Annotated in this window: 11 protein-coding genes; 4 read left to right on the forward strand and 7 right to left on the reverse strand. The window is 68.1% G+C overall.

Annotated elements, in window-relative coordinates:
* Positions 1-19: 19 nt before the first annotated feature.
* Positions 20-979, reverse strand: a complete 960-nt coding sequence (locus tag CEK29_RS14660; RefSeq protein WP_094858560.1) for an N-carbamoyl-D-amino-acid hydrolase — start codon at positions 977-979, stop codon at positions 20-22.
* A 344-nt stretch (positions 980-1,323) separates the two neighbouring features.
* Between CEK29_RS14660 and CEK29_RS14665 the strand changes: the two genes are divergently transcribed.
* Positions 1,324-2,046 (forward strand): glutathione S-transferase, encoded by a 723-nt coding sequence (locus CEK29_RS14665; protein ID WP_094800154.1) that lies wholly within the window; start codon positions 1,324-1,326, stop codon positions 2,044-2,046.
* Positions 2,047-2,103: 57 nt separating this feature from the next.
* Here the strand turns inward: CEK29_RS14665 and CEK29_RS14670 are convergent, their stop codons facing one another.
* On the reverse strand, positions 2,104-3,045 hold the full coding sequence (locus tag CEK29_RS14670; RefSeq protein ID WP_094858561.1) for a LysR family transcriptional regulator: 942 nt from the start codon (positions 3,043-3,045) through the stop codon (positions 2,104-2,106).
* 183 nt (positions 3,046-3,228) lie between these two features.
* Between CEK29_RS14670 and CEK29_RS14675 the strand changes: the two genes are divergently transcribed.
* The 3 genes from CEK29_RS14675 (at position 3,229) to CEK29_RS14685 (ending at position 6,500) form a co-directional block, all read left to right on the forward strand.
* Positions 3,229-4,206 (forward strand): Bug family tripartite tricarboxylate transporter substrate binding protein, encoded by a 978-nt coding sequence (locus tag CEK29_RS14675; RefSeq protein WP_094858562.1) that lies wholly within the window; start codon positions 3,229-3,231, stop codon positions 4,204-4,206.
* 93 nt (positions 4,207-4,299) lie between these two features.
* The gene (locus tag CEK29_RS14680) at positions 4,300-5,760 is read left to right on the forward strand and encodes an N-acyl-D-amino-acid deacylase family protein (RefSeq protein ID WP_094800157.1); all 1,461 of its coding nucleotides are present in this window, start codon (positions 4,300-4,302) and stop codon (positions 5,758-5,760) included.
* On the forward strand, positions 5,757-6,500 hold the full coding sequence (locus tag CEK29_RS14685; protein WP_094858563.1) for an aspartate/glutamate racemase family protein: 744 nt from the start codon (positions 5,757-5,759) through the stop codon (positions 6,498-6,500). The genes CEK29_RS14680 and CEK29_RS14685 overlap by 4 nt, the downstream gene beginning before the upstream one ends.
* A 102-nt stretch (positions 6,501-6,602) precedes the next feature.
* Here the strand turns inward: CEK29_RS14685 and CEK29_RS14690 are convergent, their stop codons facing one another.
* The 5 genes from CEK29_RS14690 to livH all read right to left on the reverse strand — a co-directional run bounded on the left by CEK29_RS14690 (position 6,603) and on the right by livH (position 12,540).
* Positions 6,603-8,558, reverse strand: coding sequence for a methyl-accepting chemotaxis protein (locus CEK29_RS14690; RefSeq protein ID WP_176456914.1), 1,956 nt, complete (start codon positions 8,556-8,558; stop codon positions 6,603-6,605).
* A 354-nt stretch (positions 8,559-8,912) separates the two neighbouring features.
* Positions 8,913-9,614, reverse strand: coding sequence for an ABC transporter ATP-binding protein (locus tag CEK29_RS14695; RefSeq protein ID WP_094800160.1), 702 nt, complete (start codon positions 9,612-9,614; stop codon positions 8,913-8,915).
* Entirely contained in the window at positions 9,615-10,382 is a 768-nt protein-coding gene (gene livG, locus CEK29_RS14700; protein WP_094800161.1) for a high-affinity branched-chain amino acid ABC transporter ATP-binding protein LivG, read from the reverse strand.
* The gene (locus tag CEK29_RS14705) at positions 10,379-11,614 is read right to left on the reverse strand and encodes a high-affinity branched-chain amino acid ABC transporter permease LivM (protein WP_094800162.1); all 1,236 of its coding nucleotides are present in this window, start codon (positions 11,612-11,614) and stop codon (positions 10,379-10,381) included. Before CEK29_RS14705 ends, livG begins: the two co-directional genes overlap by 4 nt.
* Positions 11,614-12,540: a high-affinity branched-chain amino acid ABC transporter permease LivH gene (gene livH, locus CEK29_RS14710; RefSeq protein WP_094800163.1), complete on the reverse strand. Its 927-nt coding sequence runs from the start codon at positions 12,538-12,540 to the stop codon at positions 11,614-11,616. The genes CEK29_RS14705 and livH overlap by 1 nt, the downstream gene beginning before the upstream one ends.
* Between the last annotated feature and the right edge of the window lie 75 nt (positions 12,541-12,615).

Raw genomic sequence — 12,615 nt, forward strand, 5'->3', positions numbered from 1 at the left:
CGCGCCGCGCGAGCCCGCGTCAGACGGGCTTGCGCGGCAGCGGCGCGCCCGGACCGACGCGTTCGGTGATGAGCGAATAGTGTTCGGGACGGCGGTGCCGCGCGAAGTCGAACACGTTGCGGCGGAAGGTTTCGGCCAGATCGAGGTCCACGTTCACGGCGATCACCTCGTCGTCTTCCGTGACGGTCTGCGCCGCGATCTCGCCCGTGGGGGCCACGATCACCGAGCCGCCGATCATGTGGTGGCCGTCCTCGGAGCCGCACTTCGCCGCGGCCGCCGCCCAGACGCAGTTCTGATAGGCACTGGCCTGCAGGGTGATGAGGTGGTGGTGCATCCGCAGATGCACCGGCTCGGGCCAATGGATGTTGTGCGACGGCGTGTTGTAGCCCAGCACCACCAGCTCGGCGCTTTGCAGCGACATCATGCGCCACGTCTCCGGCCAGCGGCGGTCGTTGCACAGACACATGCCGATGCGCGCGCCGAGCGCGTCCCACACGCCGAAGGGCTCATCGCCCACATTGAAGAACTTCTTTTCCAGATGCTGGAACGGCGCATCCGGCTTGTGATCGTCGTGCCCCGGCAGGTGGATCTTGCGGTACTTGCCCACGATGGTGCCGGCCTTGTCGACCAGGATGGCGGTGTTGAACGGCACGCCCTCCGGCGTGAGCTCGGCGTAGCCCAGATAGAAGCCGACGCCCAGTTCGCGCGCCGCGTCGAACAGCGGCTGCACCTGCGGGTTGGGCATGGCGGTCTCGAAGAAGCGCTGGCGCGCTTCTTCGTCGCTCATCCAGTAGCGCGGGAAGAACGTGGTGAGCGCCAGCTCCGGAAACACCACCAGCTCGGCGCCACGACCGTGCGCCTCGCGCAGCATCTCGACCAGCCGGGCCACCACGCGCTCGCGCGTGTCGGCCAGATGCACCGGCCCCATCTGCGCCACCGCCAGCCCGATCCTGCGCTTGTTCTTCCCCGTCTCGCTCATGTTTTGTCCTCGATCGGCGGCCCGGCCGACGCCCTCGCCAGCCCCGCGCACGCCGCAAAGGCGTAAGAATGCCGCGAGTCGGGCCCGTGGCATAGCGGCGACCCCGGCGCCGCGCGGGTGCCCGTGATCAGGCGCGAACCCGCGCCAATGCTGGCGCTGCGGCCGGTGCATCGCGGCGCGGCGATAGCGCCACGTTATGGCGCAGGCACAAAATTCAATGACCGGAGTCCCTGCGCGCGCCGGTGCGTGCCACCAGAACGCCTGGCGGCGGGCGGCGGCCGTTATCGCCGCGCCGGGCACGCCGCGTGCTGCCGGACGGCCTTCCCCTTTCAAGGAGTCCCGCCATGACCTACGACCTTTGGTACTGGGACGGCATTCCCGGCCGCGGCGAATTCGTGCGGCTGGCGCTCGAAGCCGCCGGCATCCCCTACCGCGACCGCGCCCGCGAGGACGACGGCAAGAACCATGACGGCGATTCCGCCAGTCTGGTCGAGGACCTGCAGCGCGACCGGCCCCACCCGCCGTTCGCCCCGCCCTACCTCGTCGCCGATGGCATGACGATTGGTCAGGCGGCCAACATCCTCCTGTATCTGGGCGAGAAGCACGGCCTGGCCCCCGCAGACCTGGAGGGCCGGCTCTGGGTCAATCAGATTCAGCTCACCATCGCCGACATGGTGGCCGAGGTGCACGACGTGCATCACCCGATCGCGGCCGGCATGTACTACGAAGACCAGAAAGACGAGGCCCTGCGCCGCGCGGAGGATTTCCGCGCCAACCGCATGCCTAAATTTCTCGGTTACTTCGAGAAGCTGATCCAGCCCGATGGCTGGCTGACGGCGGGGCGCTGGACCTATGCCGACCTGTCGCTCTTCTTCCTGATCGACGGCCTGCGCTTCGCGTTTCCGCGCCGCATGCTGACCATCGCGCACAAATATCCGCGCCTCATGGCCCTGCACCAGCGTGTCAGTACCCTGCCCGAGCTGCAGGACTACTTCAAGAGCGACCGGCGCCTGCCCTTCGGCGACGGCATTTTCCGGCATTACGAAGAGCTCGACCCGCGCGAGTGACCCGCACGACGGCGCAAGCATCGCCGCCGTGCGCGCGGCTTCGGCCTTTGGCGGATCTCAGTCCTGACCCTCGAGTACCTGGCCCACCGCGGCCAGGAAGCGCCGGCCCAGCAGCGGCAAGGGGGCGAGATTGGTGTGCGTGGCCCAGATGGACGCGTGCACGGGCGGCTCGATGGGCCGGATTTCCACGTGATCGGCCAGCTCCGGCGTCACGCACCAGCGATCCACCAGCGCGGGGCCCAGCCCCTGCAGCACGAAGGCGCACGCGGTCACGGGCGAATGCACCTCGACCGCCGCCGGACAGGCCGGCGCGCCGCCGAAAAAAGGCGCGAGCGCGCGTCCCAGCGGCGTGTCGGGCGGGTAGCCGATCCATTGCGCCGACGAGAAATCGGCCGCATGCACCACCTCGTGTCCGGCCAGCGCATGGCCACGCGGCACGAGGCACACGACCGGCACCTCGCCCACCAGCGTCGAGCTCAGGTTCGGGTGCTCGGGCGGTGACATCGACAGCCCGACGTCGGCCCGCCCGGTGAGAAAGTAGCCGGCCAGCTCGTCGAACGTGACGCTGCGGTAATCGACCCGGCTGCGTTCGTTGCGCTGGCGCATGCGCTGCAAGGCCTGCGGCACCAGCCGCTGGCCGAAGCTCGCGCTCGACACCACGCGCAGCATGCCGGCGCCGTCCTGCCCGAGCGCCGCGGCGAGATCGTTCACACGCTGGATCCCGCCGTAGACCTGCTCCACTTCGCCATACAGCCGCCGCGCCTCCGGCGTGGGCACCAGACGGCTGCGGCCGCGCTCGAACAGCGCGTAGCCCAGGCGCGACTCGGTCAGCGCCAGCACGCGGCTCACCGCCGGCTGCGAGACGTGCAGCATGCGGCCGGCGCCGCTGATGGAGCCTGCCATCATGATGGCGCGAAACACCTCGATCTGCCGCAGGTTCAGCGGCCGGCTCCCCGCGGGGCCGGGGCTGGCGTCGTCGGCAAATTCGTCATCGGGCATGGCGGCGCATCCTGTGTTCGAAGAGCCTCGCCGCACCTTCGAATGGCGGTGGCGAAGCCCAAAAAGTCGGTCTCGGGCAATAACGGCGAATTATAGGTTTGGGACATTTTTCGATGAGGGACCGGCGTGACCCCGGTGATAACCTGCCCGACGCAGTATCACATCACAACAGGGGAAATCACCATGAATCGCATCGTCAACCGCGGCCTGGGCATTGCCGCCCTCGCCGCCTCCCTCTTCGCGGGCAGCGCCACGGCCGCCTTCCCGGAAAAGCCCATCACCTTCGTCGTGCCCTCGGCCGCCGGCGGCTCGCCCGACGTGCTGTCGCGCCTCTTCACCACGCAGATGTCCAAGGACACCGGCGCGACCGTCGTGGTCGAGAACCGCCCGGGCGCGGCCGGCAACATCGGCATCTCGCTCATCAAGCGCGCGGCGGCCGACGGCTACACCATCGGCTACGGCAACATCAACACCCTGGCCGTGAACCGCTCGCTCTTCAAGAAGCTGCCCTACGACGTCGACGCGGACCTGACGCCGGTGGCGCACCTGTTCGACCTCTACAACGTGCTGATCGTGCCGGCCGAGTCGCCCGTGAAGTCGGTGCAGGACCTGATCGAGCGCGCCAAGGCCGCGCCGGGCAAGCTCTCGTACGGCGCGTCCGGCGTGGGCACCACCGGCCACATGGGCGGCGAACTCTTCAAGAGCATGGCCAAGGTCGATGTCATGTTCATCCCCTACAACGGCGGCCCGGCCGCGCTGCAGGATCTGCTGGGTGGCCGTCTGGACTTCATCTTCGTGAACACCTCGGAAGCCGTGCCGCTCATCAAGAGCAACAAGGTGCGCGCGCTGGGCGTGAGCAGCCTCAAGCGCCTGACGCTGCTGCCCGAGGTGCCCACGCTCGACGAGAGCGGCCTGAAGGGCTACGAAACCATCGCCTGGGGCGGCGTGGTCGCGCCCAAGGGCACCCCGCCCGCGGTGGTTGAGCAGCTGAACGCGGCGCTGGTCAAGGCGCTGGCCGCCCCCGAGGTCAAGACCGGGCTGGCCGGGCTGGGCGCCGAGCCCGCCGGCGGCTCGCCCGCCGACTTCCAGAAGCTGATCGACGCCGAAACGGCCAAGTGGAAGAAGATCATCGACACGGCCGGCATCGAAAAGCTCGACTGAGCCCGACCCCGCGCGCGGCCCCGGCCGCGCGCCGCACTTGGCGCGCCGCCCGACCCGCGCCTCCCTTCTCCACGCTTTCGCCGCACCCTGCCCATGCAAGCCGATTTCATCATTACCAATGCGCTCATCGTCGACGGCACCGGCGCCCCCGCCGTGCCGGGTCATCTCGCGATCCGAGGCCAGACCATCGCCGCGGTCGGCCAGTTCGCGCTGCCCGACGGCGTGCCCTGCATCGACGCGCGCGGCAAGGTGCTGGCGCCGGGTTTCATCGATTCGCACACGCACGACGACGGCTATCTGCTCGCCCATCCCGACATGCGGCCGAAGGTATCGCAAGGCATCACCACGGTGGTCACCGGCAACTGCGGCATCAGCCTCGCGCCGCTGTCGGCGCGCGATGCGCTGCCGCAGCCGCTCGACCTGCTGGGCCCGCCGGCGCTGTTCGGCTTCGACACCTTCGCCGACTGGCTCGCGCGCCTGGCCCGGCAACCGGCCGCGACCAACGTGATCCCGCTGGTCGGCCACACCACCCTGCGCGTCGCGGTGATGGACGATACGAGCCGCGCCGCCACGCCCGCCGAACGCAGCGCCATGGCCGCCCTGCTCGACGAGGCCATGGACGCGGGCGCGTTCGGCATTTCCACGGGCACGTTCTATCCGCCGGCCAGCGCAGCCCCGACCGACGAGCTGCTCGATGTGTGCGCCCCGCTCGCCGGCCGTGCCGCCATCTACGCCACCCACCTGCGCGACGAGGCCGACGCCATCGTGCCCGCCATGGAAGAAGCCTTGCTGATCGGCCGCGCCACCGGCGCCCGCGTGGTGTTCTCGCACCACAAGCTGGCGGGCGAGCGCAACCACGGCCGCAGCCGCGAAACGCTGGACCTGATCTCGCGCGCCGCCGAATCGCAGCCGGTCTGCCTGGATTGCCATCCCTACCCCGCCACCTCGACCATGCTGCGGCTCGATCGCGTGCGCCTGGCCAGCCGCACGATGATCACCTGGTCGCAGGGCTACCCCGAGGCCACCGGGCGCGATTACAGCGATGTGCAGGCCGAACTCGGTCTGGACGACGACGCCATGCTGGCGCGCCTCGCGCCCGCCGGCGCCATTTACTTTTTGATGGATCCGCAGGACGTCACGCGGATCTTCGAGCACCCGCTCACGATGGTCGGCTCCGACGGCCTGCCCTTCGATCCGCATCCGCACCCGCGCCAGTGGGGCACGTTCACGCACGTGCTGCGCCGCCTGGTGCGCGAAGAACGGGTGCTGAGCCTGCCGGCCGCCATCCACCGCATGACCGGCCTGGCCGCCGAGCAGTACGGGCTCGAAAAACGGGGGCTCCTGCGAAAGGAGTATCATGCCGACGTCGTTTTGCTCGATCCCGAGACCGTCACCGACCTGGCCACCTTTGCCGCCCCCGTGCAGCAGAGCCAGGGCATCGACGCGGTCTGGGTCAATGGCGAACTGGTCTGGAACGGCCAGCAGCCCAGTGGCGCACTGCCGGGCCAGGTACTCAAGCCTGCCCGCGGCGCCGGTACGGAAGTCGTAGGATGAATCACCCGAAGCAATCTTGTTTTCTGGGCGTGCTCGGTGGCATGGGCCCCATGGCCGGCGCCGCCTTCGCCCTCAGGCTGGCCGCCCTCACGCCCGCCAGCGTCGACCAGCAGCACATCCCCACCCTGCTCCTGAACGATCCCCGCATTCCCGACCGCAGCACCGCGCGGCTCGCAGGCGGCGAGGATCCGTTGCCGCACATGCTGGAGCGCGTGCGCTTTCTGAACGATGCGGGCTCGCAGCTCATCGCGATCCCCTGCAACACGGCCCACCTCTGGTACGAGCAGATCGCCGAAGCCGCGCAGTGCCCGGTGCTGCACATCATCGAGGCCGTGGCCGAAGACCTGCGCCGTCAGGGCATTCCCAAGGGTCGCATCGGCCTGATGGGCACGCCCGCGACGCTGGCGCTGGGCCTGTACCAGCAAACGCTGGAGCGCCACGGCTACGAATGCATCGTGCCGACCGACGACGAAGTGCAGTCGCTGTGCGCCCCCTCGATCGCCGCGGTCAAGGGCAACCGGCTCGAGAACGCCTACGCGCCCGCCGCCGAATGCATCACGCGCCTGAAGGCGCGCGGGGCCGACGCGGTCGTGCTCGGATGTACCGAACTGCCGCTGGCCGTGCCGCATGCCCTGCGCCCGAGTCTCGGCGTGCCGCTCACCGACTCGATCGACGCGCTGGCGCTGGCCGCCATCGCCTACTACGAGCGCGTGCGCTCGGCGCAGCGCCAGGCCGCCTGATCCCGGCATGCATGAAAACGGGGCGATGATCGCAACACGCGATCATCGCCCCGTTTGCTTTCGGCGACCGGCGCGCGGGCGCGCCCGTCGTTGCAGCGCGTCTCAGGTCTGGAACACGCCCACCGACTCATCCAGCTGACCGGCCAGATCCGCCAGGCTGCTGGCGATGCGCGCCGCCTCGTCCGCGAGCGCCGCGTTGCGCTGGGTCATGTCGCCGATGTGCGCCACCGCCGAGTTGATCTGCGCGATACCCGCCGATTGCTCGCGGCCGGCGGTGGAGATGTCGTTGACCAGCACCGCGACCTCGCGCACCTGGCCCGCGATGCCGGCGATCGCCAGACGCGTCTCGCCCGCGTGCCGATGACCGGCGCCCACCTGCTCGAGCGCCGTGTGGATGAGGCCTTCGATCACCTTGGCCGCGTCGCCGCTGCGCTGCGCGAGCTGGCGCACTTCCGAGGCCACCACCGCGAAGCCGCGCCCCTCCTCGCCCGCGCGGGCGGCCTCGACCGCGGCGTTGAGCGCCAGAATGTTGGTCTGGAATGCGATGCTGTGGATCACCGCGATGATCTCCGACATCTTGTCGGCCGCGATGCGCACACCGTCCATCGCCTCGACCAGCGTGTCGACCACCACGGCGCCCTCGTCGGCCGCGCGCGCGGCATGCCGCACCTGCTCGTCCACCTGGTCAGAGTTGCTGGCGTTCTGCGCCACCGTCGCCGTCAGTTGCTCGAGGCTGGCCACCGTCTCCTCGACGTTGGCGGCCTGGCTCTCGCTCTGGCTCGACATGTCGGCGCTGGCGTTGGCGATCTCCTGCGTCTGCACGCCCATCGTGGTGCTCGCCGCGCGGACGCGCTGCACGATGGCGATCAGACCGTCGCCGATCCCGTTGACCGCCGCCGTGAGCCGGCCGATCTCGTCGGGCCGGCCGATGTCGGCGCGGGCGCGCAGGTCGCCCTGCGCCAGCTTTTCGGCCACGGCCATCGCGGCGTTCAGGCGCCGGCCCACCGTGCGCCGGATCATGAAGAACAGCAGCAGCGTCAGGCCGGCGATCGCCACCAGCGCCGCCCCCACATACAGCAGCCGGGCGCGCCGCACGTCGGCCGTCAGCTCGGCCACGCTCGCCTGTCCCACCACCAGCCACTGCCACTCGGGCATGTAGGCGTGCGCGACGATGTGCGGCTCGCCCCGCAGGCCGGTCGTGAACGTGCCATCGCGCGCGCTCAGCATGCCCGGCACCAGCGCCGTGCCCGCGTCGTCCACCAGCGCATCGGGGCCCGTCAGCGCGCTCTTCTGCAGCAAGTTCTCGGGGACCAGATACTGGCCGTGCGCCGGACCGGCCGCGCCCGACACCACGCGGTAGTCGCCCGTTTGCGCGACCTTGCGCCGGGCCACGTCCTGCTTGAGCGCGGTCGTGGTGGCGCCGATGTCCACGCCCACGAACAGCACGCCGATCACGGCGCCCGAGGCATCCTTCATCGGCCGGTACGTGGTCATGTAGAAAGTGCCGAACAGCGTGGCCGGACCCGAGTAGGTCTCGCCCTTGCTCACCTTGGCATAGGCAGCGCTGTCACGGGCGAGCAGCGTGCCCATGGCGCGATTGCCCGCGGCGTCCTTCACCGAGGTCGTGATGCGCACGAAATTGTCGCCGTCCTTGGCGAAGATCGTGGCCACGCCCTGGGTGCGTTCGGTAAAGCGATCGGGCAGCGCGATGTTCTGGTTCAGCACCACCTCCCCCGCGCGCAGCGTCGGGGTCTGGCGCTCGCCGACCGCCACGCGCTCGGCGGGCGACAGCGTGTAGGGTTGCGCCAGGTCGGCCTCGAACACGTTCGTGAATCGATCGGCTTCGGCCTGCACGGTGGCGCTGTACATGCGCACCATGGCGGCGATGCCCTGGGCTTCCACGCGCATGCGTTCGGTCGCCTCGCGCTCCACGCTGGCCACCATGCCGCGGTAGAGCGCCCAGGTAAAGCCCACAAAAACGATGGTCACCAGGCAGAGCACCATCAGGGAAAGACGGGTCGCCACGCTCCAGGCGCGGCCAGTCGATGCAACGGTCATGCAGTCCTCTTGCAAAAGTGCGGGGCAGCCCGAGACATTCATGCTGCGGCGCACTTAACGACTACGACGTCTACTAAGAAAACTTAAATATTTCGCCGAAGGTACGTTTAGATACATGAAATTGCATGCACTTGGCTGCAGAATCGGTGAGATACGTGTCTCAAAACCGGCCGGGCGGCGCGAATCGGCCCGGATCCGCGCAGGCCGCGCCTGCCCGTGACGGTTGCACACATGACAGCGCTGTCTACACGGCGGTGACCGGCCGGGCGCGACGCCGTGGCGCCGGCCGCCCAAAGAAAATCGGCCCCGGAGTCTCCTCCGGGGCCGATTCATGCCAGGCAGACCGCGATCGCGTCAGCCGCCCAGATACGCCTTGCGCACCTGGTCGTTGACCAGCAGATTGGCGCCCGTGTCCTCGAGCACGACACGGCCGTTTTCGAGCACGTAGCCGCGATCGGCCACCTGCAGCGCCTTGTTCGCATTCTGCTCGACCAGGAAGACCGTGACGCCCTCTTCCCGGATCGTGCGGATGATGTCGAAGATCTGCGCGATGATGAGCGGCGCCAGGCCCAGCGTGGGCTCATCGAGCAGCAGCAGCCGCGGCCGCGACATCAGCGCGCGGCCGATGGCCAGCATCTGCTGCTCGCCGCCGGACATCGTGCCGGCGCGCTGCGACGCGCGTTCTTTGAGACGCGGAAACAGCTTGTACACGTGCTCGATGCCGTCCTGAATCTGATCGCGGGTCGAGAAGAACCCGCCCATCATCAGGTTTTCGGCGACGGTGAGGTCCTTGAACACGCGCCGCCCTTCCGGCGAGATCGCGATGCCGGCGCGCATGATCTCGTGCGTGTCGGCCTGGGTGATGTCGCGGCCTTCGAACGAGATCTTGCCCGAGCGGGCGCGCGGGTTGCCGCAAACCGTCATGAGCAAGGTGGTCTTGCCGGCGCCGTTGGCGCCGATCAGCGTGACGATCTCGCCCTGATTGACCTCGACGGACACGCCGTCGAGAGCCTGGATGGCGCCGTAGTAGGTGTGAATGTTTTCGAGCTTCAGCATTTATTCTTCCCCCAGGTACGCCTTGATGACGCGCGGGTCGTTGCGCACGGCATCGGGGGTGCCGGTGGTGATGGGCTTGCCGTGCTCCATGACCAGGATGCGGTCGGAAATGCCCATGATGAGGCTCATATCGTGTTCGATGAGCAGCACCGCCACGCCGAACTCGCGGCGCAGCTGGTCGATCAGCGCCTGCAGATCGCGCTTTTCCTGGGGATTCAGGCCGGCCGCCGGCTCGTCGAGCATGAGCAGGCGCGGCTTGGTGATCATGCAGCGCGCGATTTCGAGGCGGCGCTGATGGCCGTAGGCCAGGTTGCCCGCCTCGCGGTTGGCGAACTCGCGCAGCCCCATGAAATCCAGCCATTCGGCCGCGCGGTCGAGCGCGTCGGCCTCCGCCTGGCGGTAGCCGCGCAGCTTGAGCAGCCCCGGCAGCAGGCGCGATTCCACCTGCGTATGCTGGGCCACGAGCAGGTTCTCGAGCACCGTGAGCTGCTTGAACAGACGCACGTTCTGGAACGTGCGCACCAGGCCGTGGCGCGCCACCTTGTGGCTGGGCAGACCGACGATGGACTTGCCGTCCATCGTGATCTCGCCCGCCGTCGGCTTGTAGAAACCGCCCACGCAGTTGAACACGGTGGTCTTGCCGGCGCCGTTGGGGCCGATGATGGCGAAGACCTCGTCGCGCTGGACCTCGAAGGCCACGCTGTCGACGGCCAGCAGGCCGCCGAACCGCATGGTCAGGCCGGATACTTTCAACAAGGCTTGGCTCATTTGCGCAGCTCCACGTGCGGACGCTTCATGGGGAGCAGGCCTTGCGGACGCCACATCATCATCAACACCATCAACAGACCGAACATCAACATGCGGTACTCGGCGAACTCGCGCGCCAGCTCGGGCAGCACGGTGAGCAGGATCGCGGCGAGGATCACGCCGACCTGAGAGCCCATCCCGCCCAGCACCACGATCGCGAGGATCAGCGCCGACTCGATGAAGCCGAAGGATTCGGGATTGACCATGCCCTGACGCGCCGCGAAGAACGCGCCGCCGAAGCCGGCGAACATCGCGCCCAGCGTGAACGCCGAGAGCTTGATCCGGGTGGGATTGAGGCCCAGCGAACGGCAGGCGATCTCGTCTTCGCGCAGCGCCTCCCAGGCGCGTCCTACCGGCATGCGTATCAGGCGGGTCGACACGAACAACGTGATGAGCGCGAGCAACAGCGCCATCAGGTACAGGTAGATCACCATGTGGTTGTTCTGGAAGGTCAGGCCGAAGAACTGATGGAAGGTCTCCGCCCCTTCGGTGCTCGCGCGCCGCGTGAGCTCCAGACCGAAGATGGTGGGCTTCGGAATGCCGGAGATGCCGTCGGGACCGCCCGTGACCGTGTTCAGGTTGATGAGCAGCAGGCGGATGATTTCACCGAAGCCCAGCGTCACGATGGCGAGGTAGTCGCCGCGCAGGCGCAGCACCGGAAAGCCCAGCAGGAAGCCGAACAGCGCGGCCATCGCGCCGGCGAACGGCAGCGCTTCCCAGAAGCTCCAGCCGCCCCAGTGATACAGCAGCGCGTAGGTATAGGCGCCCACCGCGTAGAAGCCCACGAAGCCCAGGTCGAGCAGGCCCGCGAAACCGACCACGATGTTCAGGCCCAGGCCCAGCATGACGTAGATCAGCACGAGCGTGGCGATGTCGACGTTGCTGCGGCCCGCGAAGAACGGCCAGATCATGGCCGCGGCCACGATCAGCAGGAAGAACCACTTGCGCCCCTTGGTGGGCGCGGCCGGCAGGACCGGCAGGCTGGTCTTGAGCGCGCGGAACGGCTTGGCCAGCCACGGACGCAGCAGCTGGAACACGAACACACCGATCACGGCGATCGCGACCAGATCCCAGCGCGGCTCCATCAGGGTGCGCGCGCCCTGCCGGACCAGCTGCAGCCCGAAGATGGGCGTGACGATGAAGGCGGTCAGGACGGCCGCGATCGTCGCATTCTTGAGAGCGTTGTTGGCCATCAGACTTTCTCTACCTCAGGTTTACCGAGCAGCCCGGTGGGACGGAACAGCAGGATCAGCACCAGCAGGCCGAACGCCACGATGTCCTTGTACTGCGACGAGATATAGGCCGCCGCGAAGGTCTCGGCCAGGCCCAGCAGCACGCCGCCCAGCATCGCGCCGGGGATGCTGCCGATGCCGCCCAGCACCGCCGCGGTGAACGCCTTGATGCCGGCGATGAACCCGATGAACGGATTGAGCTTGCCCACCGTGATGGCGATCAGGACCCCGCCCACGGCCGCGAGAGCCGCACCGAGGATGAAGGTGAACGAGATCACCTTGTTGGTGTCGATGCCCAGCAGGTTGGCCATGTGCATGTCCTGCGAGCAGGCGCGCGACGCACGGCCCATGCGCGAATACTTGATGAAGAGCGTGAGCGCGATCATCAGCAGCACGGTGACCACGATGATCATCACGCGCGAGTACGGGATGGTGACGTCGAAGTCGGTGCCCATGTGAAACTGCATGGCGCCGGAGACGAGCGACGGCACGGCCATGTCACGGGCGCCCTGACCCAGGGCCACCCAGTTCTGCAGGAAGATCGACATCCCGATGGCCGAGATCAGCGCCACCAGGCGCGGGCTGGTGCGCACCGGCCGGTACGCCACCCGCTCGATCGAGAAACCGTAGATGCTCGTGACCACGATCGCGACGACCAGCATCGCGGCAATCACGAAGGGCAGCGGCAGGCCGCTGTTGGTGCCGATCGCCGTCAAAGTGACCAGGCCCACGTAGGCCCCGATCATATAAATCTCGCCGTGCGCGAAATTGATCATGCCGATGATGCCGTAGACCATTGTGTAGCCAATGGCGATCAACGCATAAATGGCACCCAGGGACAGTCCGTTGAAGAACTGCTGGGTGAGTTGTGGGAGTAGATCGGACATATTGAGTCATGCTCCAAACGGAACCGGCTCCGGTAGGACGACCCGGAGCCGGAAACCTGGGCGTATACGACACGC

The sequence above is a fragment of the Bordetella genomosp. 5 genome (genome assembly GCF_002261475.1).
GTDB lineage: Bacteria > Pseudomonadota > Gammaproteobacteria > Burkholderiales > Burkholderiaceae_B > Bordetella.